The sequence below is a fragment of the Wenxinia saemankumensis genome (genome assembly GCF_900141735.1).
In the GTDB taxonomy this organism is placed as follows: domain Bacteria; phylum Pseudomonadota; class Alphaproteobacteria; order Rhodobacterales; family Rhodobacteraceae; genus Wenxinia; species Wenxinia saemankumensis.
Map to the genome: position 1 here is coordinate 41933 of NZ_FQYO01000003.1, position 23253 is coordinate 65185.

Sequence of the window (23253 nt, forward strand, 5' to 3'; positions counted from 1 at the left end):
CTTTTGATATGGTCGGGGCTTACCGGCGGCCGAACAGCTTCTCGATGTCGGACAGCTTCAGCTCGACCCATGTGGGCCGGCCGTGATTGCACTGCCCCGAATGGGGCGTCGCCTCCATCTCGCGCAGCAGGGCGTTCATCTCCTCTGCGCGCATCCGGCGGCCCGAGCGGATGGATCCGTGACACGCCACGCGGGAGAGGACCGCCTCCAGCCGCTCCTGCAGGGCCGCGCTTGTTCCCTGGTCGGCCAGCTCGTCGGCCACATCGGCGAGAAGGCGCGCGGCATTCACCTTCGGCCCCAGCAGGGCAGGCACCGACTGCACCGCGATCGTGCCGGGACCGAAGGGCTCGATCGTCAGGCCGAGCCGGGCCAGATCCTCTGCCGCGTCCAGGAGGCGGCGGGCCTCGCCGTCCCCCAGGTCCACGATCTCGGGGATCAGCAGGGCCTGCGCCGCGATGCCGGTCTCGCGCAGCTGTCGCTTGAGCTTTTCGTAGACCAGCCGCTCGTGCGCCGCGTGCTGGTCGACAAGGATCATGCCGCGCTCGGTCTGCGCGACGATGTAGTTCTCGTGCAGCTGCGCCCGCGCCGCGCCGAGGGGCAGGGATTGCGCGCCGCCGTCCGCTGGGGCGTCCTCCACCCGGGCGGAGGGGGCGAAGGCGGCGGGGCCGTCGTCCAAGCCGCCTTCCGGCGCGTGGGGAGCCTGGCCTGCCGGCCATCCGGTGCCGAGGGCCCCGTTCACTTCGCCCTCGCTCCCGGCAGCAGAACCGGCCTCCCCGGTCGGATCGCCCCCGTCCGGGGCCTGCGCCGCCCAGGCCGCCCGCGCGGCCCCTGCCGAGGGGCGATGGGGGCGCGAGGCGAGGTCCATCTGGTAGATGCGGGGGCCGGCAGGCTCGGCCACAGCACGGCCGAGGAGCCCGTCGCCCACCGTCGAGGAGGCGCGGTGCCCCGCCCCGGCCAGGGCATGCCGCACGCCCGACACGACGAGGCCGCGCACCAGCCCCGGCTCGCGGAACCGCACCTCGGCCTTGGCAGGGTGCACGTTCACGTCCACCTCGCGCGGGTCGCAATCGACGAAGAGCGCGGCGGCCGGGTAGCGGCCCCGGTGCAGCAGGTCCGCATAGGCGCCCGACAGCGCACCCAGCAGCAGCTTGTCCCGCACCGGGCGGCCGTTGACGAAGAGGAACTGCGCCACGCCGGCGCCGCGCGAATAGGTCGGCAGGCCGGCATAGCCGATCAGGCCGATTCCCTCGCGTTCGGCCTCGACCCGCACGGAATTGGCGGCGAAGTCGCGTCCCATCACCGCCGCCAGCCGGCCGTGCAGCGCGTCGAACAGGTCGCCGGTCTCGGGATCGGCGCGGAAGACCACGCGCTCGCCGTCCGTCGCGTCGCGCAGGGTGAAGCCGACGAAGGGTTCGGCCATGGCGAGGCGCTTCACCACGTCGGCCACGGCCTGCGCCTCGGCCCGGTCGGTGCGCAGGAACTTCAGCCGGGCGGGGGTCGCGTGGAACAGGTCGCGCAGCTCGACCGTGGTGCCGCAATTCCCGGCGGCCGGGGTGACGGCGCCGGCGCGGCTGTGGCTGACCTCGATCCGGGCACCGGTCCCGGTCGCGGTGCGCGTCGTGATCGTCAGCCGCCCCACCGCGCCGAGCGAGGGCAGCGCCTCGCCCCGGAAGCCGAAGGTATGGATGTCGAGCAGGTCGGTCCCGTCGATCTTCGACGTGGCATGGCGCGACAGGGCGAGGGGCAGGTCGTCGCCATCCATCCCGCAACCGTCGTCGGTGACGCGGATCAGCCGCTTGCCGCCCTCGGCGATCGTCACCTCGATCCGGGAGGCGCCGGCGTCGATCGCGTTCTCGACCAGCTCCTTGACGGCCGAGGCGGGCCGCTCGACCACCTCGCCGGCGGCGATGCGGTTGATCGCGGCCTCGTCGAGCTGGCGGATCTGCCGTCCGTTGGGGGTTATCTTGCGGTCCGGCGCGTTCATGCCCCTAGGGCTAGCAGGCCGCCCCCGCTCGCGCGAGGGGGCGGCGCCGGTTTTCCACAGGATTCACTCGGCTTCTTCCAGCCCCTCCGGCTGGCCGACGACGACGAATTGCAGCGCCTCCGCATCCAGCCATTCGGCCGCGACGCGGCGGATGTCCGCCATCGTCACCGCCTCGATATAGGAATTGCGGTCGGTGACGTAGCTGGCGGGCAGCCCCTGGTACTGCATCCCGGCCAGGATCTCGGCGATCGGGCCGTTGCCGTCGAAACGCAGCGGATACTCCCCCGTGAGGTAGGTCTTGGCCTCCTCGAGCTCCGCCTCCGTCACGCCGGTCTCGGCGATGTCGGCCCAGACCTCGCGCGTGACCTCGATCGCCTCGGCGATGCGGTCGTTGGCGCTGGCGACCGAGCCGATCCAGATGTCGGCCTGGTCGCGGTTCAGGATGTTGGTCCCGATGCCGTAGGTCAGGCCGCGCTGCTCGCGCACCTCGTCCATCAGCCGGCTCTCGAATGATCCGCCGCCGAGGATGTGGTTCAGCACGTAGGCGGCGAAGAAGTCGGGATCGTCCCGCGACGGGGCCGGCTGGCCGAAGATCGCCACGGATTGCGGGGTCTCGAAGGGGATGACCTCGACGCCGCCCTCCAGCGCATATTCGGCGGCCGCCGGCAGGGGCGGGGCGGTGGCGGGCAGCCCGCCGAGCAGCGCGTCGATCATCGGCCCGGCCTCCGCGGCGGTGATGTCGCCCACGATCCCGACGGAGACCCGCTCGCGGGTCAGCACCATGTCCTTGACCGCGCGCAGGTCGTCCGGCGTCAGCGCCGAGACCGTCTCGACCGTGCCGTCCATGTTCGACCCGTAGGGATGGTCCGGAAAGGCCATCGACCAGAAGGCGTCGCCCGCGATCCGGTTCGGCGTCACCTCGTCCCGCGCCAGCCCGGCGAGGACCTGCCCGCGCACCCGGTCCACGTCGGCGGGGGCGAAGGCCGGGTCGGTGATCGCCTGCCGCAGCAGGTCCAGCGCCTCGTCCCGGTTCTCGGTCAGGACGCGGGCGCTGACCGCGACGCTGTCGTCGTAGGCGTCGAAGCCGAACGAGGCGGCGAGATCCTCGCGCGCGGCCTGGAAGGCCTGCGCGTCCATGTCGCCGGACCCTTCCTCCAGCGTCGCCATCATCAGGTTGGTCGCCCCCCGGATCTCTCCGGGTTCGAGGCTGGCCCCGCCCTTCCAGAAGATCTCGAGCGCGATGAACGGAAGCGCGTCCTCCTCGACCAGCCAGAACGGCACGCCGCCGGGCGATGTCTCGGTCTGGATCGCGATCTGCGCCCGCGCGGCGGGCGCGAGGGCAAGGAGGGAGAGCGCAAGGGCAAGGCGCAGCATGGGTCAGTTGCCTTCCGTGTCGGTCGTGTCGGCGGGGCTGTCGGGCGCGGGATCGGCGGGATCGTCGCCCTCCATCGTCGTGGGGGTGTCCATCGTGGCGGGCGTGTCCATCGTCCCGGCAGCGTCGACCGGGACCTCCGCCGGGGCGCCGGCCTCGTCGGGCGCCTCGGCCGGGGTCGGCCCGGGAACCCGGGCAGGGGGTGCGAGCCCGGCCGGGGCGGCGGGCTGGCCGAGCGTCGGGGCCATGGCCGGCGGCGCCTCCAGCGCGGCGCGATCGGGCAGGACGTAGGCGGTCACCGCGTTGTCGCGATCGAAGACGCGGCGCGCGGCCGTCATCACGTCCTCTGCCGTCACCGCCTCCAGGATATCTGGCCAGGCCTGCACGTCCCCTACCGTGAGACCGGAGGTCAGTGCCGCGCCGTATTCCCGGGCGCGCCCCTCGACATCGTCGCGGCCGTAGATCTCGGATGCTCGGAGCTGGACGCGGATCCGCTCCAGCTGGTCCTCGGTCACCCCCTCTTCGAGGAATTCGGCGAGCGCGGCGTCGAGCGCGGCCTCCGCCTCGGCCAGCGGGACGCCGGGCAGCGGCGCGACCGAGACGCCGAAGGTCGTGGCGTCGAGGCTGAGGCCGGAATACCAGGCCCCCGCGAACAGGGCGAGCGGCTGCTCGAAGACCAGCTTCTCGGACAGGACGGAGGTGAAGCTCGACCCGCCCAGCACCTGTGCGAGTACCGTCAGGGCCGCCGCCTCCTCCTGCGCGCCGGCATCGCGCTCGGGTGCGAGATAGCCGCGCCGGACATAGGGCTGGCTGATCCGCGGATCGTCGAAGATGACCCGCCGCTCGGCGCGCTGCGGCGGCTCCTGGCTGCGGAACCGCTCGGGCAGCTGGTCCTCGGCGGGGATCGCGCCGTAGGTCTCTTCCGCCAGCTGCCGGACCTCGGCCGGATCGACATCGCCCGCGACGACGAGGACGGCGTTGTTCGGCGAATAGTAGAGCTCGTAGAAGTCGAGCACGTCGTCCATCTGCAGCGCCTGCATCTCGTGCTGCCAGCCGATCACCGGCTGGCCGTAGCGGTGGTTGAGATACTGCGCCGCGGAGATCTGCTCGCCCGCCAGCGCGCCGGCATTGTTCTCGACCCTCTGGTTGCGCTCCTCGAGGATGACGTTCCGCTCGGTCTCGATATCCTCGGCCGTCAGGGCGAGGTCGTTCATCCGGTCGGCCTCCATCTCCATCATCAGGGGCAGGCGGTCGGCGGCGACGCGCTGGAAGTAGGCGGTGTAGTCGTAGGAGGTGAAGGCGTTGTCGGTGCCCCCGTTCGCGGCGACGGTGGCCGAGAACTCGCCCGCCTCCATGTCGTCGGTCGCCTTGAACAGGAGATGCTCGAGGAAATGGGCCACGCCCGAGACGCCGGGGGGTTCGTCGGCCGATCCGGTGCGGTACCAGACCATATGGACGACGACCGGGGCGCGATGATCCTCGATCACCACCACCTCCATCCCGTTGTCCAGGGTGAAGGTTGTGACATCGTCGTCCCCCGTCCCCTGCGCGGCGAGGGGGGCGGCCCCGGCCCCGGCAAAGGCGCAGGCGAGGCAGAGCTGTCGGAGCGGCATGGGCGGAACCTCCCGTATCCCTTGGTCGCGGCGACCCTACCCCCCGTGGCGCGCCCCGCCTAGGCGGGGGAACGCCGATGTGAGAGCGGGGTGAGGGCGTTGCCGGGCGCGCCTCTCCGGCCTAGGGTGCAGGCCGCTCGGAAAGGGTCCTCCCATGCTCGACGGCAAACACGTCCTTCTCGTGATCGGCGGCGGAATCGCGGCCTACAAGGCGCTCGATCTCATCCGCCGCCTGGCGGAGCGGGGCTGCACGGTGACCCCGGTCCTGACGCGCGCGGGGGCGGAGTTCGTCACCCCGCTCTCGGTCTCGGCGCTGGCGGGGCGAAAGGTCTTCACCGATCTCTTCGACCTGACGGACGAGGCCGAGATGGGCCATATCGAGCTCAGCCGTGCGGCCGACCTGATCGTCGTCGCCCCGGCCACCGCAAACCTCATGGCGAAGATGGCGGCGGGGATGAGCGACGACCTCGCCTCGACCCTGCTTCTCGCGACCGACAAGGACGTGCTGATCGCCCCCGCGATGAATGTCCGCATGTGGGAGCATGCGGCGACGCAGCGCAACCTCGCCACCCTTCGCGCCGATGGCGTGCGCGTGGTCGGCCCGAACGAGGGCGGCATGGCCTGCGGCGAATACGGGCCCGGCCGGATGGCCGAACCGCTGGAGATCGTCGCCGCCGTGGACGCCGCGCTGGGCGGCGGACCGCTGGCGGGGCGGCGCGTGCTCGTCACCTCCGGCCCGACGCACGAGCCGATCGACCCGGTGCGCTACATCGCCAACCGGTCCTCCGGGGCGCAGGGCACGGCGATCGCGCGGGCGCTGGCGCAGGCGGGGGCCGAGGTCGTCTTCGTCACCGGGCCCGCCGACACGCCCCCGCCCGGCGGGGTGGAGGTGGTCCGCGTCGAGACCGCGCGCGAGATGGAGGCGGCGGTGCGCCGGGCACTGCCGGCCGATGCCGCGATCTTCGCCGCCGCGGTGGCGGACTGGCGGGTCGCCTCGGCTTCCGACCGGAAGATCAAGAAGGGGGCGGGCGGCCCGCCCCGGCTCGACTTCGCCGAGAATCCCGACATCCTGGCGGGTGTCGCCGGGATGGGGGAGGGGCGGCCGCGACTGGTCGTCGGCTTCGCCGCCGAGACGCATGACGTGGTGGCGCATGCGACGGCCAAGCGGGTCCGCAAGGGCTGCGACTGGATCCTGGCCAACGACGTCTCGCCGGCGACGGGAATCATGGGCGGGACCGAGAACGCGGTGACGCTGATCACCGGGGAGGGGGCCGAGCCCTGGCCGCGGATGGGCAAGGCGGACGTGGCCGAACGTCTCGCGGCGCGGATCGCCGCCGCCCTTGCCTGAGCCCTGCGGAATGCCGCCCCCGCCCGGTCGGCGCGGCGGATGGCGGGCCGGTCTCCGGAGTATTTCAGGCAAGATAAGGGGCGGGCCATGTCGCGCGTGATCTGCGAGTTCGTGCAGGGGGCCGACGCGTCGCTGGGCCTGCCGGCCTATGCCACGGCGGGGGCGGCGGGGGCGGACCTGCGGGCGAACCTGCCGGACCGGGGCCGGATCGTGCTGGCGCCGGGGGCGCGTGCGGCGGTGCCGACCGGCCTGCGGATGGCGCTGGAGCCGGGCTTCGAGATGCAGGTGCGGCCGCGCTCGGGCCTCGCCCTGCGGCAGGGCCTGACCGTGGCGAACGCGCCCGGGACGGTCGATTCAGATTTCCGGGGGGAGGTCATGGTGATCCTCGTGAACCTCGGGGCGGATCCGGTCGGGATCGCGCATGGCGACCGCATCGCGCAGGCGGTGATCGCGCCGGTGGTCCGGGCCGGCTTCGTCGAGGGCGTGCCCGAGGGGACCGCAAGGGGGGCGGGCGGCTTCGGCTCGACCGGGATCGCGGGATGATCCTCGTCGGGGTGATGATCGCGGCGCTCTGGGGGATCGGGGCGATGACCGGGGCCCCGCGCCGGGCCCGCTGGACGATGACCGGCCTGCTGCTGGTCGCGGTGATCGCGCTGCATCTGGTCCTGCCGGACGGGCACCCGCTGCGCGCCGCGACGGGCGGATCGGCCGCGCTCTGGATCGGGCTGGCGGCGGCGGGGGGGATCGGCTGGCTCTACGCGCAGGGGCTGCGGCTGCTGCGGGCCCGGGCCGGAGCCGGCGCCCGGGCCCCGGTCCGGGAGGCGGCGGAGGCCCCGCCCGGCCGGCTGGGGGCGGCCGAGCTGGAGCGGTCGCTCCGGCACATCGTCCTGCGGGAGATCGGCGGGCCGGGCCAGGCGCGGCTGAAGGCGGCGAAGGTTCTGGTCGTCGGCGCGGGGGGGCTGGGCTCGCCGGCGCTGCTCTATCTTGCCGGGGCGGGGGTGGGGACGATCGGGGTGATCGACCCGGATGCCGTCGACGCGACCAACCTGCAGCGGCAGGTGATCCATGTCGACGCCGCGATCGGCGCGCCAAAGGTCTTTTCCGCCGCCGAGCGGATGACGGCCCTCAATCCTTTCGTAACGGTCCGCCCCTATCATCGGGCCCTTTCGGAGGAGATCGCGGAGGAGCTGATCGCGGAGTACGACCTCGTCCTCGACGGGACGGACAATTTCGAGACGCGCTACCGGGTGAACCGCGCCTGCGTCGCGGCGGGCGTGCCGTTGATCGCCGGCGCGCTCACCCAATGGGAGGGGCAGCTGTCGCTCTGGGATCCCGCGCGGGGCGGGCCCTGCTATCGCTGCGTCTTTCCCCGGGCCCCGGACCCGGGGCTCGTCCCGTCCTGCGCGGAGGCGGGGGTGCTGGGCCCGCTCCCCGGCATCGTCGGCGCGATGATGGCGGCCGAGGCGGTCAAGGTCCTGGTCGAGGCGGGAGAGCCCCTGCGGGGGCGGCTGATGATCCACGACGCGCTCTACGCCGAGACGCGGGTGATGCGGATCGGCGCCCGCGCCGATTGCCCCGATTGCGGGGGGCGGGGCGCTGATCGCCCGCCGCGCCGGGCATGAGGGTCGGCCCGGCCCGGTCGGAGGCGGATCACGCGGCGGTGCGGGCGCTGCTGGGGGAGTTCCGCGACTGGCTGGACGCGCGCTACCCGGACGACCTTGCGCTGATCGCGGCCTATTACCCGCGCGAGGGCTACGCCGCCCTGCTCTCCGACCTGCCCCGGCTCCACGCCCCGCCCGGCGGGGACATCCTGCTGGCGAGGGATGGCGAGGGCGCGCCAGTCGGCTGCTGCATGTTCGGCCCCGGCGCGGCCGGGATCGCGGAACTGAAGCGGATGTTCGTGACCCCGGGCGCCCGGGGGCGGGGGATCGGCCGGGCGCTCATCGCCGCCGCGATCGGGGCTGCGCGGAGGGCGGGCTACCGGCGGATGCGGCTCGATACCGGCCCGCTGCATTGCGAGGCGCAGGCGCTCTACCGGGCCTGCGGCTTTGTCGAGCGCGGACCCTGGGGTCCGGTGCCGGCGGGCTGGGAGGGGCGGCTGGTCCATTTCGAACGGGCGATCTGACCCGACACCGGTCGGACGAGCTCGGGGCGGCTCCAGCGCCCCGATGGTGCAGGGCCCCGATGGAGCGGGCGCGCCGCGCCGTGTTTCCTCGCGGCGTCGAACCCGGGGCCGCGCCGTCGGCGGCGCGGCGGACGAAGACGCTTCCGCGACGATGCGCCGGGGTCCGGGTCGCTGCTGTCCACTCTCGAGGCGCCCCCCGCCCACCTTCCTGCCTGGGCAGGGAGTCCGAAAAGGGGACCGTCAGCAGGCCCGCCGGACATCCACCCTGTGCCGCTTCGCGCGCCACGGGCCTGCAAAGGCCCGGGAGGGGCCGGGCCGGGCATCCTCCGCCCCGCGCGGATCGTCTGGTCCCCGGGCGCAACGACCCGCCCCCGCAACTCGATGCCGCCGTCCCCCCCGGGCCCCCAGGCCCGCCCCGGCAGGGCGGATCGGTCGCCCGGCCCCCGCCCCCCGGGGACGGGCTTGCACCGGGCGGCGGCCCGCCCATACTGCGTGCCAGCCAAACCGATCCGCCTTCAGGGAGATTGCCCCTCGTGACCCGACTCATCGCCGCCGCCGCGCTCGCTCTGACCGCGTTGCCCTCCCTCGCCCAGGACCTGCCCGACCTGGGCGGCCGCGAGGTCGTCATCGCGACCGAGAACGCCTATCCGCCACTCCAGTTCGTCGGGCCCGAGGGGGCTCCGATCGGGTGGGAATACGACGCGATGGAGGCGATCGCCGGCCTCATCAACATCGTGCCGGTCTACGAGACGACGAGCTGGGACGCGATGATCCCCGCCGTGGCCGAGGGCCAGTACGACATGGGCATGACCGGCATCACGATCCGCGAGGACCGGGCCGAGGTGGTCGACTTCTCGGACAGCTACATGACCAGCCAGATGGTCATGCTGGTCCGCGGCGACGAGGAGCGGTTCACCGACGCCGCCTCCTTCGCCGCCGACCCGGACCTGCTGATGGCCGCCCAGCCCGGCACGACGCCGTTCTATGTCGGCGTCTACGACGTGCTCGACGGCGACGAGGCGAACCCGCGCATCCAGCTGTTCGAGACCTTCGGCGCGGGCGTCGAGGCGCTGCGCAACGGCGATGTCGACCTTGTCCTGACCGATGGCACGGCCGGGAACGGCTATGTCGCGGCCTCCGAGGGCGGGCTCAAGATCGTGGGCGAGCCGCTGGGGACCGAGGAGTTCGGCTTCATCTTCCCGCAGGGTTCGGACCTGGTGGAGCCGATGAACGCCGCCATCGCCGCGCTCGCCGGGGACGGCACGCTGGACGAGCTGAACACCCGCTGGTTCCTCGACTACGCCATGGGCGAGTGAGCCAGAACTGACCGCACGATCCGGTCGGGCGGGGCGCGCAGCTGCGCTCCGCCCGTTCCCGCAGGAAGGGGCCGCCATGGCGCCGCATCCCCCGAAGCCCAAACGCGAGGGCGACTTTCCCTGGTGGCTGGTGATCGTGGGGCTCACGATCCTCTGGCTGTTCTGGGAGGTGCTGTCGGACGAGGTCTATGCCGGCGTCCTGCAGCTTCTGCTGAAGGGGCTGGGGATCACCGTTCTCGTGACCGCGATCGCCTATGCCTCGGCCTGTCTGCTCGGCCTTCTCCTCGCGCTGATGCAGCTCTCCGGGTCGCTGGTCGCCCGGCAGGCGGCGCGGCTCTATGTCGAGGTGATGCGCGGCGTGCCGATCATCGTGCTGCTGCTCTACGTCGCCTTCGTCTTCGCCCCCGCCCTCGTCGACCTGCGGAACTGGGTTGGCGGCCAGCTGGGGTGGGAGCCGGTCCGGGGGCGCGACTTCCCCCTGCTCTGGCGCGCGGTGATCGCCCTGACGCTGGCCTATGCCAGCTTCCTCGCAGAGGTGTTCCGCGCGGGCCTGCAATCGGTGGAGAAGGGCCAGATCGAGGCGGCGGAGGCGCTGGGCCTGACCCGTTTCCAGAGGTTCCGCTTCGTCACGTTTCCGCAGGCGATCCGCACCATCCTGCCGCCGCTCGGCAACGACCTCGTGGCGATGGTGAAGGACAGCTCGCTCGTCTCGGTGCTCGGCGTGGCCGACATCACCCAGCTGGGCAAGGTCACGGCGGCGGGAAATTTCCGCTATTTCGAGACCTACAACGTGGTCGCGCTGCTCTACCTGACGATGACGATCGGCCTCAGCCTGCTGCTGCGCCGGTTCGAGAAGGCGCGCCGCGCGCGGTGAGGGGCGCCCCCGACGGGCGCCCCGCCCCCCGGGGGTCAGTCGGCGGCGACGGCCCTCTGCCGCTGGGTGCCGAGCCCCTGCACCGTCAGCTCCATCGTGTCGCCGGGGCGCAGGAAGCGCTGCGGTCTCATCCCCATGCCGACGCCCGATGGCGTGCCCGTGGCGATCACGTCGCCCGGCCGCAGCTCCATGAAACGCGACATGTAGGACACGATCTGCCGCACGGTGAAGATCATGTCGGACGTGTCGCTGTCCTGGACGGTCTCGCCGTTCAGCTTCAGCGACAGGGCCAGGGCCTGCGGGTCCGGCACCTCGTCCGCGGTGACGAGCCAGGGGCCGACGGGGCCGAAGGTCGGGGCCGACTTGCCCTTCGTCCACTGACCGCCGCGCTCGATCTGCCAGGCCCGCTCCGAGACGTCGTTCACGACGCAGTAGCCCGCGACGTGGTCCAGCGCCTCCTCCTCGGAGACGTGGAAGGCCGGCCTGCCGATCACGACGCCGAGCTCGACCTCCCAGTCGGTCTTCTCGCTGCCGTGCGGGACGATCACGTCGTCGTCGGGCCCGCAGAGGCAGGACGTCGTCTTGTTGAAGAGGATCGGCTCCTTCGGCGGCTCGGCCCCGGTCTCGGCGGCGTGTTTCGCGTAGTTCAGCCCGATGCAGAAGAAGTTGGGAACCGAGGCGAGGCAGGCCCCGATCCGCCCGGGCTCGGCCACGGCCGGCAGGGTGGCCGGGTCGATCGCGCGGATCCGCTCCAGCGCCTCGATCGAGACGCCGTCCCCGGCGAGATCCGTCACGTGGCCCGACAGGTCGCGGACCGTGCCGTCCTCATCCAGAAGTCCCGGCTTCTCCGATCCCTTCGCCCCGTAGCGCAGCAGTTTCATCCTCGTCCTTTCCGGGGCGTCGGCCCCCGTCCTTCGATGTCTCGGCGCCGGCTTCGGCCGCTTCCCCCGCGAGCACAAGGCGGAAGTAGTCCGGCAGCCCGGCGAGGTGGTCGCCCAGCACGGCGGTGAAGGCCCCGACATCGCGCGCGACGAGGGCCGCGACCATCTGCCCGTGCTGCTCCAGCGCGAGCTGCCGCCGCTCCTTCAGCCGCGAGGCCAGGAACCGCGCCCGCCAGAGCCGCGCGAGATAAGCACGGTGCGTCCGGGCGAGGGCGGCATTCCCGGATTCCACCGCGATCGCCATGTGGAACGCCATGTCCATCTCGAAGCTGTCGATCCGCTCGGCGGTGGCGAACCCGTCCTCCATCCGCTGCGCGGCCGAGGCGATCCGGGCGAGGCCTGCATCGCTGGCATTGCGGCAGGCCAGCTCCCCCGACAGGCGCTCCAGCGCGATCAGCACCTCGGCGGAATCGCACAGCTCGCGCAGATCGGGGCGGGCGACGACGGGGGACCGGGCGGGCCGCAGCTCGATCAGCCCCTCCTTGGCGAGGATGCGGATCGCCTCGCGCATCGGGGTCCGGCTGACGCCCATCTCGGCCGCGTGGTCGCGCTCCTTCACCGACTGGCCGGGGCGCAGGTCGCCGCGCAGGATCTTGCGGCGCAGCTCGGCTGCGATGTGATCGGGCAGGGGGGGCAGGCTCATCGGCACGCGGCGGTTCGGGGTCGGGTCAGGGTCGGGGGCAGTCTTCCCCATCTGGTATACCAAAAACAAGGCGGTTATCGTCAGGCGGGCCCGCCCTCGCGGCGGCCGAGCAGGGCGACGAAAGGACAGGCATCATGCCGCAGACCATCGGATTCATCGGCCTCGGCCTCATGGGCCGCGCCATGGTGGAGTGCCTCCAGGCAGCCGGGCACGAGGTGATCGTGCTCGGCAACCGCGACCGAACCGGGATCGACGAGGCGCTCTCGCGCGGGGGGCGCGAGGCCGCGAGCGCCGCCGACCTGGCCCGGGAGGCCGGGATCGTGATGCTCTGCATGGGCACCTCCGAGCAGGTGGAGGCGCGGGTGCTGGGCGCCGGCGGCGTGATCGAGGGCACGCGGCCCGGGCAGGTGGTGATCGATTTCGGCACCTCGCTCCCCGCCTCGACGAAGGAGATCGGCGCGCGGCTGGCAGAGCGGGGGGCGGTCTATCTCGACGCCCCGCTCGGCCGGACCCCCGCCCATGCCCGGGATGGCAGGCTCAACATCATGTGCGCCGGGGACCGCGCCGCCTTCGACCGCGTCAGGCCCGTGCTCGAGACGCTGGGCGAGAACGTCTTCCACCTCGGGGCGCTGGGCAGCGGCCACACGATCAAGCTGATCAACAACTTCTTCGCCATGACCACGGCGAACGCCATGGCCGAGGCCTTCGCCGTCGCCGATGCGGCCGGGATCGGGCGGCAGACGCTCTACGAGGTGATGGCCGCCGGCCCGAACCATTCGGGGATGATGGACTTCATCCGCAACTACGCCGTGGACGGGCAGGTCGACCTCGCCTTCTCGGTCGCGAACGCGGCGAAGGACGTGGGCTACTACGCGCGGATGACCGGGGATCTCGGCCTCGCCACGCGCATGGGCGGGGCCGCGGCCGCGACGCTGGACGAGGCGGGATCGACCGGCGACGGCGATCTGATGGTGCCGCAGATGGTCGACTGGTTCGCCGCGCATCTGGGATCGAAACCGTGAGGCTCGCCGGCAAGCGCGCCTTCGTCACCGCGGCCGGGCAGGGGATCGGCCGCGCCATCGCCGAGGCCTTCGTCCGAGAGGGGGCCGAGGTCACGGCGACGGACCTGAAGGGCGACCTCCTGGCGGGGCTGGAGGGGCGGACCTTCGCGCTCGACGTGACGGACAGGGCCGCCCTGCAGCAGGCGATCCGCGACGCCGCGCCGGACGTGCTCGCCAATTGCGCGGGGTTCGTCCATGCCGGAACGGTCGAGCAGGCGACGGACGACGAGTTCGACGTCGCGATGTCGCTCAATGTGAGGGCGCAGTTCCACGCCATCCAGGCGGCCCTGCCGGGCATGGTGGCGCGCGGGGGCGGCTCGATCGTCAACATCGCCTCGGTCGCCTCGTCGATCATCGCGGCGCCCGGGCGCTGCATCTACGGCATGTCCAAGGCGGCGGTGATCGGCCTGACGAAATCGGTCGCCATCGATTACGTGACGACCGGCGTGCGGGCGAACTGCATCTGTCCCGGCACGGTCGAGAGCCCCTCGCTGCAGGACAGGCTGCGCGCCACCGGCGATTACGAGGCCGCACGCCGCGCCTTCGTCGCCCGCCAGCCGATGGGCCGGATCGGCCAGCCCGGCGAGGTCGCCGCGCTCGCCGTCTACCTCGCCTCGGACGAGAGCGCCTTCACCACCGGGCAGGCCCACATCATCGACGGCGGCTGGGCGGCCGGCTGACCCCCGCCCGCCCGTCTCACCGCCCGCGCCCCCGCCGGGGCGCGGCGCCCCGCCCCCTCCTTCGCAGGGTCCGCGAATACCGTCCGTACCCGCCGCCCCGCGCCCCGGCCGGGCGTATGGCGCCGCGCCAATCACTCCTCCTCGAACGGGTCCCACTCGCCCTCGACCTCGGGCAGGGCCTCGGTCTCGGCCTGCGCCTCGGGATGGCGGATCGCGGTGATCCGCGCCTTGGGAAAGGCGGCGAGCACGGCCTGCACCAGCGGATGCGCCGCCGCCGCGTCCTTCTCGGCCGTCTCGGCCGCGTCGCGCGTCTCGGCGATCGTCGGGGCCTCGCCGCCCGAGACGATCGTGACCGCCCAGCGGGCGCCGGTGAAGGCCTGGAGCCGCTGGCCGAGGCGCTGGGCGAAGTCGGGGGCGCAATCCTCGGTCGGGGTGAACTCGATCCGGCCGGGCGAATAGCGCACCAGTCGCAGACCGGTCTCGATCTCGACCAGCAGGCGCACGTCGCGGTTGGCGCGGACCAGTTCCACCACCTGCTCGAAGCGGGCGTAGCGGGCCAGCGGGCTGGCCTCCTCCGCCGCCGCCGGCAGGGCGCTGGCGACGGGGCCGGAGGGGCCGCGATGGGTCGGCGCGGGGGTGCCGCGGGCGGTGACGCCGCCGCCGGACGGGGCCCCCGCCCCGCCGGGCCCGGCGGGGGCGGGGCCGGGGGGCGGAGCATCCTTCAGCTTGCGGACGATCTCCTCGGGCGAGGGCAGGTCGGCGACATGGGTCAGCCGGATCACCGCCATCTCGGCCGCCATCATCGCGTTCGGGGCGCCCGCCACCTCCTCCAGCGCCTTGAGCAGCATCTGCCACATCCGCGCCAGCACCCGCATCGGCAGCGCCTCGGCCATCTCGCGGCCGCGGCGCCGCTCGTCGGGGCCCACCGTCGGGTCGTCCGCCGCCTCGGGCGTGATCTTGATGACGCTGGTCCAGTGGGCGATCTCGGCGAGGTCGCGCAGCACGGCGATCGGGTCCGCTCCGTCGGCATATTGCGCGCTGAGCTCGGTCAGCGCGCCCGCGGCATCGCCCCGCAGGATCGCGTCGAAGAGGTCGAGCACCCGCCCCCGGTCGGCAAGGCCCAGCATCGCACGGACCTGCTCGGCCGTGGTCTCGCCCGCGCCGTGGCTGATCGCCTGGTCGAGCAGCGATTCGGCGTCGCGGGCCGACCCTTCCGCCGCGCGGGTGATCAGGGCGAGCGCGTCGTCGCTGATCTCCGCCCCTTCCGCGTCCGAGATCCGGCGCAGCAGGGCGATCATCGTCTCGGGCTCGATCCGGCGCAGGTCGAAGCGCTGGCAGCGCGACAGGACCGTCACGGGCACACGCCGGATCTCGGTCGTGGCGAGGATGAACTTCGTATGCGGGGGCGGCTCCTCCAGCGTCTTGAGCAGGGCGTTGAACGCCTGCGTCGACAGCATGTGGACCTCGTCGATGATGAAGATCTTGTAGCGCCCCTCGGCGGGCCGCGTGTTCGCCATCTGGTTGAGGTCGCGAATGTAGTCGACGCCGGTATTGCTGGCCGCGTCCATCTCGAGCACGTCGAGGAAACGGCCCGCCATGATCTTGCGGCAGGGCTCGCACTGGCCGCAGGGCTCGGTCGTCGGCCCGCCGGTGCCGTCCGGGCCGACGCAGTTCAGACCCTTGGCGATGATCCGTGCCGTCGTCGTCTTCCCGGTGCCGCGGATGCCCGTCATGATGAAGGCCTGCGCGATCCGGCCCGCGGCGAAGGCATTCTTCAGCGTCTTCACCATCGCGTCCTGTCCGACGAGATCGGCGAAGGTCTCGGGCCGGTACTTCCGGGCGAGCACCTGGTAGGCGGGGGCGTCGGTCATCGCGGGTCTCCGTGGGACGGCGCCAACCTAGGGACCGGCGGGGGCGGGGTCCACAGCGCGCAGCGGCCCTGCCGTCAGATCAGCCAGAGCAGGACGGTCGTCCCCGCCGCCCCGGCGATGAGCGCCGCCGAGATCGCGGTCATCGCCCGGCTCGAGACGGATCGCGTGCCGTGCGTCTTCAGCCGCGCCACCGTGTCGCAGGATTTCCGCCGCGCTATCCAGAACACGCCTGCCGCGATCACGCAGAACAGCGTGGCGACGACCCGCGCCGGGTAGAAGGCGCTCTCCACCTCGCCGAAGATCGCCTTGAGACCCACGGCCAGCGCGATGCAGGCCATGCCGGTCCGCATCCATCCCGCAAAGGTCCGCTCGTTGGCGAGGACGGTCCTGTCCTCGGCCCAGTCGGTGCGGTTCTCGGCCCATTCGGTCTTGGTGTCGGGATCGGCGGGGGCGTGGTCCTGGGGCATGGCGGGCAGGTTAGCCGCGACGCGGCCCCCCTGCCCAGCCCCGTTCAATCGTCCTTGTCGTAGGCGCGGCCGCTGCGCTTGGCCTCGGCCCGGGCCTTGCCGCCGCGATACTGCTTGTTCAGCGCGCGGAACCGGGCGCGGGATTGCGCGACCGTCTCGCTGTTGTGGCGATCCTCGCGCCGCAGCTTGCGCCAGCGTTCCAGGCGGCCCGGATCGAGGTCGCCCGCCGCGATGGCGGCCTGCACCGCGCAGCCCGGCTCGCCCACATGGGCGCAGTCGCGGAAGCGGCAGAGCGTCGCCAGCTCCTCGATCTCGGGAAAGATCGTGTCGATCGCCTCGCCCACATCGGCCAGCTGGATCTCCCGCATGCCGGGCGTGTCGATCAGCCAGCCGCCCGACAGGGTCGGCCGCAGCGCCCGCGACGTGGTCGTGTGCCGGCCCCGCGCATCGTCCTCGCGGATGCCCTGAACCGCGTCCGCGATGCCGGTCAGCGCGTTCTGCAGCGTGGTCTTGCCGACGCCCGAGGATCCGACGAGGGCGAGCGTCCGACCGTCGCGGCACCACGGCTCCAGCCGGTCCGCCTCCTCCCGCGCGTCGAGCGTGACGACCGTGACCAGCGGGGACAGGCGCGCCGCCTGCGCCTCGTAGTCGCGGGGATCGTCCGAAAGGTCCGCCTTTGTCAGCACGATCAGCGGCAACGCGTCACCCTGCGCCGCGAGGGCGAGGTAGCGCTCCAGCCGGCCGATGTTGAAATCGGCGTTGCAGCTGGTGACGATGGCGAGCGTGTCGACATTGGCGGCGATCAGCTGCTCCTTCACCTCCGCGCCCGCCGCCTTGCGCAGGATCGCGCCGCGCCGCTCCAGCAGGCGGGTGACCACGGTGCCGTCGTGCAGCAGCCAGTCGCCCACGGCGAAGCCGGCGAGATGCTGCGAGGTCTTCAGCGAGAGGGGCCCGCCCGGGCCGAGCGCGTCCAGCCGGTCGCGGTGGATGCCCGTGACGCGGGCAGGGGTTCCGGTGTCGTCAGGGGTGACCTGACGGGCGAAATGGTCCGACCAGCCGAGGTCGGAGAGCGATGTGTCAGTCAATGATATGTCCGAAGCGCGAGTGCGATGGCCCGTGAGCCGGTCCGACGACATCGGGCCACGGGGCGACCTGCATCGGGCGGCGGCGTGGTCGGCAAGCGACTCAGGCGGCGGCCCGGAGGGGGGCGACATTCTCCATGACGGTCCTCCTTGCGGCTTCGGCGTTGGTGAGAGGCTGGACCACGACCCAAGCGGGGCTCGTTGCGGCTGCTTCCTTCCGGACCTGACCGGGTTGGCGAGGCGCTTGCCCGCGCCAACCTCTCGACGCCCCACATAGGCACAACGGCGTGAGTTCGCAAGCCACGGGCAACCGGCCGCGGGCCGGGGCGTTGCGAAGGCTGTAACGGCAATCGCGAAGGGCGACGGACAATGGATCTGAAGATCAAGGGCAGGAAGGCCCTCATCACCGGCGGATCGGGCGGCATGGGCATCGAGGTGGCCCGGCTGCTGCACGAGGCGGGGGTCGAGCTGACCCTGACCGACATCGACCAGGAGAAGACCGAGGCGGCCGCCAGGGAATTCGGGGCGCGCGCCATCGCGGGCGATCTGTCTTCGGTCGAGGGCGTCCGGAAGTTCGTGGACGAGGCCGGTACCGATTTCGACATCCTCGTACATGCCGCCGGCGTGACGGGCGCCAAGGGCGATCCGCTCCAGATGGAGGAGAAGGACTGGGAGGAGGCGCTGAACATCGATTTCCTCTCCGCTGTGCGGATGATGCGCCATTTCGGCCCCGCGATGGTCGACCGCGGCTGGGGCCGCGTCGTCTTCGTCACCTCCGAGAACGTGGCCCAGCCCTATCCGGAGGAGACCGTCTACAATTCCGCCAAGTCGGCGCTGCTCTCCTTCGCCAAGTCCGTCGCGATGGCGCATTCGGACAAGGGCCTGCTGGTGAACTGCGTCGCGCCCGCCTTCATCGAGACGCCGATGACCGACGGCATGATGGAGAAGCGCAGCGACGAGCTGGGCGTCAGCTTCGACGAGGCGATCGAGAGCTTCCTCGAGGAGGACCGCCCCTACCTGGTGCTCAAGCGCCGCGGCAAGGCGGAGGAGGTCGCGCCGGTCATCGCGCTGCTCTGCTCGGAGCTGTCCTCCTTCGTCACCGGCGCGAACTGGCGCGTGGACGGCGGCGCGGTCGGCTCGATCAACGTCTGAGCCCGCCCGGCCCCCCTCTGGCCCGGCCGGGCCAGAAGGGGGACTCGCGCGGGCCCGCGCGGCAGGATAGAGGCGGCGGATGGACCTCGAGATCTTCGCCGCCGTCCCGCCCTCGCTCGAGCCGCTCCTGCTGGAAGAGGTGCACGCCGCCGGCTGGACGGGCGCCGAGGCCGGTCCGGGGGGCGTGACCTTCCGGGGTGGTTGGCCGGATGTCTGGCGCGCGAACTTGGTGCTGCGCGGGGCGGGACGCATCCTCGTCCGCGTGGCCGAATTCCCGGCCGTCCACCTCGCCCAGCTCGACAAGAGGGCGCGCAAGGTCGACTGGACGGGCCTTCTGCGTCCGGACCGGCCGGTCCGGGTCGAGGTCGCGACGAAGGCGTCGAGGATCTACCATGCCGGGGCCGCCGCCGAGCGGATCGAGCGGGCGATCGCGGACGCGACCGGCGCGCCGATCGTCGCCGCCGCCGAGGATGCGGTCGTCGCGCTGAAGGTGCGGATCGACCGAAACCTCGTCACGATCAGCCTCGACAGCTCCGGCGCGCCGCTGCATCGGCGCGGCCACAAGGAGGCGGTGGGCAAGGCGCCGATGCGCGAGACCCTTGCCGCTCTCTTCCTCCGGCGCTGCGGCTATGACGGGACCGGGCCCGTTCTCGATCCGATGTGCGGCTCGGGCACCTTCGTCATCGAGGCGGCCGAGATCGCGGCCGGACTGCATCCCGGCCGGGACCGGGCCTTCGCCTTCGAGGAGCTGGCCTCCTTCGATCCCGGCGAATGGGCGGCGCTGCGGCAGGGCGGCGGTCGGCCGGTATCGGCGGGGTTCCACGGGTCGGACCGCGACGACGGCGCCGTGCGCTCGGCCGCCGCGAATGCGGCGCGGGCGGGGGTGGCGGATCTGTGCAGCTTCGAGCGGCGGGCGGTCAGCGATGCGGCGCCGCCTCCGGGTCCGCCCGGCCTGGTCATGGTCAATCCCCCCTACGGGGCGCGGATCGGCAACCGCAAACTGCTCTTCGGGCTCTACGGCGCGCTCGGCCGGACGCTGGCGGAGCGGTTCCGGGGATGGCGGGTCGGGATCGTCACCTCGGATGGCGGACTGGCCCGGGCCACCGGCCTGCCCTTCCTGCCCGCGGATCCGCCGGTGCCCCACGGGGGCCTGCGCGTCACGCTGTGGCGGACGGATCCTCTTCCCTGATCCGCGGTGCCACGATCACCAGCCGCATCCCGTCCGGCAGCGGCCCGCCATCCGACAGGGTCAGGTGGGGCAGGTCGGGCAGGGCGGCGGCGGCCGAGGTGGCGGTGTGGAGCCCGGCGCGCCAGTCCGACCCCGTGAGCCACCAGGCCGGTCTCGTGTCGGGCACGACCTCTCCCAGTCCGGTGAGGTGATCCCTCAGCACGTCCTGCACGGGCGCATCGAGGATCCCGGACAGGTGCGCCCCCGAAGCGGCGATGAATCCCCCCGCGCCCGAGGCGCGGTGCGCGTTGGTGGCGATCAGGAACTGCGCCCCCGGGTCGAGCGGCTGGCCCTGCCAGCGGATGTCCGACACGCGTTCGCCCGGCGGGCGGGTCGGGTCGATGCGGTAGTCCAGCCCCCACAGCGTGTCGAGGAAGTAGCCGGGGACCGACGCCTTGATGAGCGGGCCGGGCTCGCGCCCCGGCGCGACATGGGAGAAGACCTGCGCCGCGCATTCCAGCCAGGCCGCGGCCCCCTTTCCCGAGACGGTGATCAGTGCCGCCTGGTCCGAGAACGGGTAGAATTCGTGGATCGTGTGCTGCGGCAGGTCCCCGGCGGCCAGATCGACGAAATTGCCCGGCCCGGCGCGGCCGCCGCTGCGGATCGGCGCGGTGGCCGCCAGGATCGGCAGGTGCCGCAGCGGCGTGCCCTCGACCGAGCGGGCGGCGTAGGCGGCGAGCGCCTCGCCCAGGATGCGCCCGCCCGGATCGATGCCGATCAGCGCGAGGGTCGAGGACAGCGGCGCGGCGAGCCGGGTGAGCCGCCTGTCCCCCGCCCGCTCGACCACGCTCTGCATCCGCTCCAGCCGGCGGAGGGCGGGGCCGCGCGGCCGGGTGCCGGGCGCTGGCGCGACGACGCGGCGGAGGCGGCTGGTCGGCTGCTCGCGGACCAGCGTCCGCCCCTCGCCCGCGAAGAGGTCGAGCTCGATCATGCCCAGGCGTTCGCCGTAGGCGCCCGGGACCACGACCGGCGTGCCGTGCAGCAGGCCCCGCGGGTCGGACCCGGTCCCGGGGGTCGGCGCCCCGGCCTCGCCCCGGTCCTCGGCCGGGCAGTCGCTGGGAAAGCATTCATGGGTATGGCCGCCGATGACCACGTCGATTCCCGGCATCCGCGCCATCGCCTCGGCCCCGTCATCGTCGGGCATGCGTTCGTCGAAGCCGTCGATCCCGGCATGGCAGAGCGCGACGACCACGTCCGGCTCCTGCCGCAGGAGATCCGGCAGGGCCTGGGCCATCGCCTGCCGGATCGGCAGGGTGCGGATCGACGGACCCAGCGCGGCGCGGTTCCAGTGCGCCGTCTCGCCCGGCATCACGCCGATCACGCCGACCCGCACGTCGCGGGGCCGGCCGTCGGGGCCGGCGATCCGCCTCTCGAGCACGGTCCAGGGCGGAAAGACGTAGCGCCAGTCGCCGGTATCGGTCTGCCGCTGGACGCTGGCGCTGACCACGGCGAACTCCGCCCCGCCATAGGCGCGCAGCGCGTAGTCCAGCCCGTAATCGAGATCGTGGTTGCCCGGGGTCGCGGCGTCGAAGCCGAGCGCGTTCATCAGCCCGATCACCGGGTGCACGCCGTGCCGGTCCGCGCGCCATTCATGCGCCAGACGGTCGGCCAGGGCGCTGCCCTGCAGCAGGTCGCCGTTGTCGAAGAGCAGCAGATCGGGATTCTGCCGTCGCAGGTCCTGCAGCATGTCGGCCAGGGCCGAGAATCCGCCCTCGCGCCCGGCCGCATCCGCCGAGACGACGCGTGGCCGCACCCGGCAATGCAGGTCGCTGGTGGCCAGGACCGTCAGGCGAAGGCGATCGTCAAGGGACCCGGGCGGCACGTCTTCCAGCAAGTATGACCTCTCCCTGAAAACAACCTGCGCGAGAATCGGACGGAGGGGAAGCCCAGCGGGAACGTTCGGTGCCGATTGCGGCCGATGGGCCGCTGGTGTTCGGTAGCAGCCATGAGGATTGGTGAACAGGTGACCTTCGGTGGATCCGGTCTTGACCGGGCGTCGGAGACACGGATCGACGCGGCGGCCCTGGCCCGGCTGGCCGCCCGCCCGGGCGCATGCAGCGTCCTGAGCTGGCGGGGCAAGCTGCTGATGCGCCCCGGTCCGGACGGGACCGAGGCGCTGGTCCGGCTGCCCCTGGACCATCCCGCGCTGCGCGACATCGCGCCGCGGATCCTGCTGGGGCGCGAGGACGGCGAGGGGATCTGGACCCACGATCTGGGCGACTGGACTCCGCCGGAGGGCGAGTCGGCGACGATCGGCGCCTTCGTCGATCCGTCGGAACAGGCGCATCCGGAGGTGCCGGGCGCCCGCTTCGTCGAGCTGCGGGGCCGGCTGTCGGATCTGACCCCGCGCGACGCCGAGCTGGCCGCCACCGCGCGGGCGGTGACCGGCTGGCATGCGAGCCACGCCTTCTGCAGCGCCTGCGGCCGGCCGAGCGAGATGGCGGATGCCGGCTGGCGCCGCGTCTGCCCCGCCTGCGGCACGGCGCATTTCCCCCGCACCGATCCCGTCGTCATCATGCTGGTCCTGCGGGGGGACCGTGTCCTCCTCGGCCGCAATCCCGCCTGGCCGGAGGGAATGTTCTCGCTCCTCGCCGGCTTCGTCGAACCCGGAGAGACGATCGAGGCCGCCGTGCGCCGCGAGGTGCGCGAGGAGACCGGGGTCGCGGTCGGCGCGGTGCGTTACCTTGCCAGCCAGCCCTGGCCGTTCCCCGCCTCGCTGATGTTCGGCTGCGCGGCCGAGGCGACGAGCGAGGCGATCACCGTCGACCCGGTGGAGATCGAGGCCGCGGAATGGGTCGACCGCGAGCGCATGGCCCGGATCCTGCGGGGCGTGGATTCGGGGATACGCGCGCCCAGAAAGGGCGCCATCGCCGGCTTCCTGCTGGCCGCCTGGGTTGCGGGGCGGCTCGACTGACCGCTAGATCGCCCGGGGCCGGACCGCCGCGTGCGGAGGGCCGAGGGGCGACAGGCAGCAGGACGACGTCGAGATGCAGATCACCGCGCGCGAGGACATCGAGGCCCCGATCGAGGCGGTCTTCGCCGAGGCGAGCGACTTTCCCGCCTTCGAGCGTCAGGCCCTGCGCCGCGGCGCCGACGTGCGCCGGGTCGACGGCGAGGGGGAGATCGGCGAGGGCACGGCCTGGGAGATCCGGTTCCAGTTCCGCGGCCGCGAGCGCGAGGTGCGCGCCGACATCGTGCAGTTCGAACCGCCGCAGGCCTATGCCGTCACCTCCTCCACCGGCGGGCTGGAGGGGCTGACCTACGTGGAATGCGTCGCGCTGGCCCGGTCGCGCACCCGGATCACCATGGTCACCGAGTTCTCGGCCAGGACGCTGCCGGCGCGGCTGCTGCTGCAATCGCTGAAGCTGGCCCGCGGCAAGCTGACGAAGCGGCTCACGGCGCGCACCGCCCATTTCGCGCGCGAGGTCGAGGCGCGCTGGCAGCGCCGCGGGGCCTGACCGGGCGGGGCTTGACGGGGCAGGGGCCCGCTCGCCGG

General features: G+C 72.7%; 20 protein-coding genes, 1 other RNA gene and 1 pseudogene. 12 read left to right on the forward strand and 10 right to left on the reverse strand.

Going from position 1 to position 23253, the window contains the following annotated elements:
• Positions 1–19: 19 nt before the first annotated feature.
• From mutL to BUE30_RS07740, 3 genes and pseudogenes are all read right to left on the reverse strand, one after another.
• Positions 20–1984 (reverse strand): DNA mismatch repair endonuclease MutL, encoded by a 1965-nt coding sequence (mutL, locus tag BUE30_RS07730; RefSeq protein WP_073327975.1) that lies wholly within the window; start codon positions 1982–1984, stop codon positions 20–22.
• A 63-nt stretch (positions 1985–2047) separates the two neighbouring features.
• Positions 2048–3358 carry a M16 family metallopeptidase gene (locus BUE30_RS07735; RefSeq protein WP_073327977.1) on the reverse strand — a complete coding sequence of 437 codons (1311 nt, stop codon included), beginning with the start codon at positions 3356–3358 and terminating at the stop codon, positions 2048–2050.
• Positions 3359–3631: 273 nt separating this feature from the next.
• Positions 3632–4969: pseudogene (locus BUE30_RS07740) on the reverse strand (M16 family metallopeptidase); the annotation flags it as partial.
• 154 nt (positions 4970–5123) lie between these two features.
• On the opposite strand from BUE30_RS07740, the gene coaBC reads away from it, so the two are divergent.
• The 6 genes from coaBC (at position 5124) to BUE30_RS07770 (ending at position 10632) form a co-directional block, all read left to right on the forward strand.
• A complete protein-coding gene (coaBC, locus tag BUE30_RS07745; RefSeq protein ID WP_073327980.1) occupies positions 5124–6317 on the forward strand; it encodes a bifunctional phosphopantothenoylcysteine decarboxylase/phosphopantothenate--cysteine ligase CoaBC in 1194 nt (397 codons plus the stop codon).
• Between the two features lie 87 nt (positions 6318–6404).
• Positions 6405–6860 (forward strand): dUTP diphosphatase, encoded by a 456-nt coding sequence (gene dut, locus BUE30_RS07750; protein ID WP_073327983.1) that lies wholly within the window; start codon positions 6405–6407, stop codon positions 6858–6860.
• Entirely contained in the window at positions 6857–7939 is a 1083-nt protein-coding gene (locus tag BUE30_RS07755) for a HesA/MoeB/ThiF family protein (protein WP_073327986.1), read from the forward strand. Before dut ends, BUE30_RS07755 begins: the two co-directional genes overlap by 4 nt.
• The gene (locus BUE30_RS07760; RefSeq protein ID WP_073327989.1) at positions 7936–8442 is read left to right on the forward strand and encodes a GNAT family N-acetyltransferase; all 507 of its coding nucleotides are present in this window, start codon (positions 7936–7938) and stop codon (positions 8440–8442) included. Before BUE30_RS07755 ends, BUE30_RS07760 begins: the two co-directional genes overlap by 4 nt.
• Before the next feature lie 533 nt (positions 8443–8975).
• Positions 8976–9758: a transporter substrate-binding domain-containing protein gene (locus BUE30_RS07765; RefSeq protein ID WP_073327991.1), complete on the forward strand. Its 783-nt coding sequence runs from the start codon at positions 8976–8978 to the stop codon at positions 9756–9758.
• Between the two features lie 76 nt (positions 9759–9834).
• On the forward strand, positions 9835–10632 hold the full coding sequence (locus BUE30_RS07770) for an amino acid ABC transporter permease (RefSeq protein ID WP_073327994.1): 798 nt from the start codon (positions 9835–9837) through the stop codon (positions 10630–10632).
• Positions 10633–10667: 35 nt separating this feature from the next.
• On the opposite strand, the gene BUE30_RS07775 is transcribed toward BUE30_RS07770, so the two are convergent.
• Both BUE30_RS07775 and BUE30_RS07780 read right to left on the reverse strand, forming a co-directional pair.
• Positions 10668–11513 carry a fumarylacetoacetate hydrolase family protein gene (locus tag BUE30_RS07775; RefSeq protein WP_073327997.1) on the reverse strand — a complete coding sequence of 282 codons (846 nt, stop codon included), beginning with the start codon at positions 11511–11513 and terminating at the stop codon, positions 10668–10670.
• A complete protein-coding gene (locus tag BUE30_RS07780) occupies positions 11458–12216 on the reverse strand; it encodes a GntR family transcriptional regulator (protein WP_073327999.1) in 759 nt (252 codons plus the stop codon). The genes BUE30_RS07775 and BUE30_RS07780 overlap by 56 nt, the downstream gene beginning before the upstream one ends.
• 134 nt (positions 12217–12350) lie before the next feature.
• Between BUE30_RS07780 and BUE30_RS07785 the strand changes: the two genes are divergently transcribed.
• The gene (locus BUE30_RS07785; protein WP_073328001.1) at positions 12351–13238 is read left to right on the forward strand and encodes an NAD(P)-dependent oxidoreductase; all 888 of its coding nucleotides are present in this window, start codon (positions 12351–12353) and stop codon (positions 13236–13238) included.
• Positions 13235–13957, forward strand: a complete 723-nt coding sequence (locus BUE30_RS07790; RefSeq protein WP_073328004.1) for an SDR family oxidoreductase — start codon at positions 13235–13237, stop codon at positions 13955–13957. Before BUE30_RS07785 ends, BUE30_RS07790 begins: the two co-directional genes overlap by 4 nt.
• A gap of 131 nt (positions 13958–14088) precedes the next feature.
• Here the strand turns inward: BUE30_RS07790 and BUE30_RS07795 are convergent, their stop codons facing one another.
• The 4 genes from BUE30_RS07795 to ffs all read right to left on the reverse strand — a co-directional run bounded on the left by BUE30_RS07795 (position 14089) and on the right by ffs (position 17640).
• Positions 14089–15828 (reverse strand): DNA polymerase III subunit gamma/tau, encoded by a 1740-nt coding sequence (locus BUE30_RS07795; protein ID WP_073328007.1) that lies wholly within the window; start codon positions 15826–15828, stop codon positions 14089–14091.
• A gap of 74 nt (positions 15829–15902) precedes the next feature.
• Positions 15903–16295, reverse strand: a complete 393-nt coding sequence (locus BUE30_RS07800) for a YidH family protein (RefSeq protein WP_073328010.1) — start codon at positions 16293–16295, stop codon at positions 15903–15905.
• Positions 16296–16339: 44 nt separating this feature from the next.
• On the reverse strand, positions 16340–17380 hold the full coding sequence (gene rsgA, locus BUE30_RS07805) for a ribosome small subunit-dependent GTPase A (protein ID WP_073328013.1): 1041 nt from the start codon (positions 17378–17380) through the stop codon (positions 16340–16342).
• Between the two features lie 163 nt (positions 17381–17543).
• An RNA gene (ffs, locus tag BUE30_RS07810) (signal recognition particle sRNA small type) lies at positions 17544–17640 on the reverse strand.
• Positions 17641–17746: 106 nt separating this feature from the next.
• Here ffs and BUE30_RS07815 point away from each other — a divergent pair.
• Together BUE30_RS07815 and BUE30_RS07820 are read left to right on the forward strand one after the other, a co-directional pair.
• On the forward strand, positions 17747–18529 hold the full coding sequence (locus BUE30_RS07815) for an SDR family NAD(P)-dependent oxidoreductase (RefSeq protein WP_073328016.1): 783 nt from the start codon (positions 17747–17749) through the stop codon (positions 18527–18529).
• 79 nt (positions 18530–18608) lie between these two features.
• Entirely contained in the window at positions 18609–19718 is a 1110-nt protein-coding gene (locus BUE30_RS07820) for a THUMP domain-containing class I SAM-dependent RNA methyltransferase (RefSeq protein WP_073328019.1), read from the forward strand.
• Here the strand turns inward: BUE30_RS07820 and BUE30_RS07825 are convergent.
• Entirely contained in the window at positions 19687–21591 is a 1905-nt protein-coding gene (locus tag BUE30_RS07825) for a bifunctional metallophosphatase/5'-nucleotidase (protein WP_073328022.1), read from the reverse strand. The two genes, BUE30_RS07820 and BUE30_RS07825, sit on opposite strands and share 32 nt — an antisense overlap.
• Before the next feature lie 111 nt (positions 21592–21702).
• On the opposite strand from BUE30_RS07825, the gene nudC reads away from it, so the two are divergent.
• Both nudC and BUE30_RS07835 read left to right on the forward strand, forming a co-directional pair.
• Complete coding sequence (nudC, locus tag BUE30_RS07830; RefSeq protein ID WP_073328025.1) at positions 21703–22671, forward strand: NAD(+) diphosphatase; 969 nt, start codon at positions 21703–21705, stop codon at positions 22669–22671.
• 73 nt (positions 22672–22744) lie between these two features.
• Positions 22745–23215, forward strand: coding sequence for an SRPBCC family protein (locus tag BUE30_RS07835; protein WP_073328028.1), 471 nt, complete (start codon positions 22745–22747; stop codon positions 23213–23215).
• Positions 23216–23253 lie beyond the last annotated feature (38 nt).

Excerpts from the sequence above, each read along its gene's own strand:
- BUE30_RS07815 (WP_073328016.1), top strand. The coding sequence starts at position 17,747 with ATGGATCTGAAGATCAAGGGCAGGAAGGCCCTCATCACCGGCGGATCG.
- coaBC (WP_073327980.1), top strand. The coding sequence starts at position 5,124 with ATGCTCGACGGCAAACACGTCCTTCTCGTGATCGGCGGCGGAATCGCG.
- BUE30_RS07820 (WP_073328019.1), top strand. The coding sequence starts at position 18,609 with ATGGACCTCGAGATCTTCGCCGCCGTCCCGCCCTCGCTCGAGCCGCTC.
- nudC (WP_073328025.1), top strand. The coding sequence starts at position 21,703 with ATGAGGATTGGTGAACAGGTGACCTTCGGTGGATCCGGTCTTGACCGG.
- BUE30_RS07735 (WP_073327977.1), bottom strand. The coding sequence starts at position 3,358 with ATGCTGCGCCTTGCCCTTGCGCTCTCCCTCCTTGCCCTCGCGCCCGCC.
- BUE30_RS07795 (WP_073328007.1), bottom strand. The coding sequence starts at position 15,828 with ATGACCGACGCCCCCGCCTACCAGGTGCTCGCCCGGAAGTACCGGCCC.
- dut (WP_073327983.1), top strand. The coding sequence starts at position 6,405 with ATGTCGCGCGTGATCTGCGAGTTCGTGCAGGGGGCCGACGCGTCGCTG.
- BUE30_RS07770 (WP_073327994.1), top strand. The coding sequence starts at position 9,835 with ATGGCGCCGCATCCCCCGAAGCCCAAACGCGAGGGCGACTTTCCCTGG.
- BUE30_RS07835 (WP_073328028.1), top strand. The coding sequence starts at position 22,745 with ATGCAGATCACCGCGCGCGAGGACATCGAGGCCCCGATCGAGGCGGTC.
- BUE30_RS07775 (WP_073327997.1), bottom strand. The coding sequence starts at position 11,513 with ATGAAACTGCTGCGCTACGGGGCGAAGGGATCGGAGAAGCCGGGACTT.
- mutL (WP_073327975.1), bottom strand. The coding sequence starts at position 1,984 with ATGAACGCGCCGGACCGCAAGATAACCCCCAACGGACGGCAGATCCGC.
- BUE30_RS07785 (WP_073328001.1), top strand. The coding sequence starts at position 12,351 with ATGCCGCAGACCATCGGATTCATCGGCCTCGGCCTCATGGGCCGCGCC.
- BUE30_RS07755 (WP_073327986.1), top strand. The coding sequence starts at position 6,857 with ATGATCCTCGTCGGGGTGATGATCGCGGCGCTCTGGGGGATCGGGGCG.
- BUE30_RS07800 (WP_073328010.1), bottom strand. The coding sequence starts at position 16,295 with ATGCCCCAGGACCACGCCCCCGCCGATCCCGACACCAAGACCGAATGG.
- BUE30_RS07780 (WP_073327999.1), bottom strand. The coding sequence starts at position 12,216 with ATGAGCCTGCCCCCCCTGCCCGATCACATCGCAGCCGAGCTGCGCCGC.
- BUE30_RS07760 (WP_073327989.1), top strand. The coding sequence starts at position 7,936 with ATGAGGGTCGGCCCGGCCCGGTCGGAGGCGGATCACGCGGCGGTGCGG.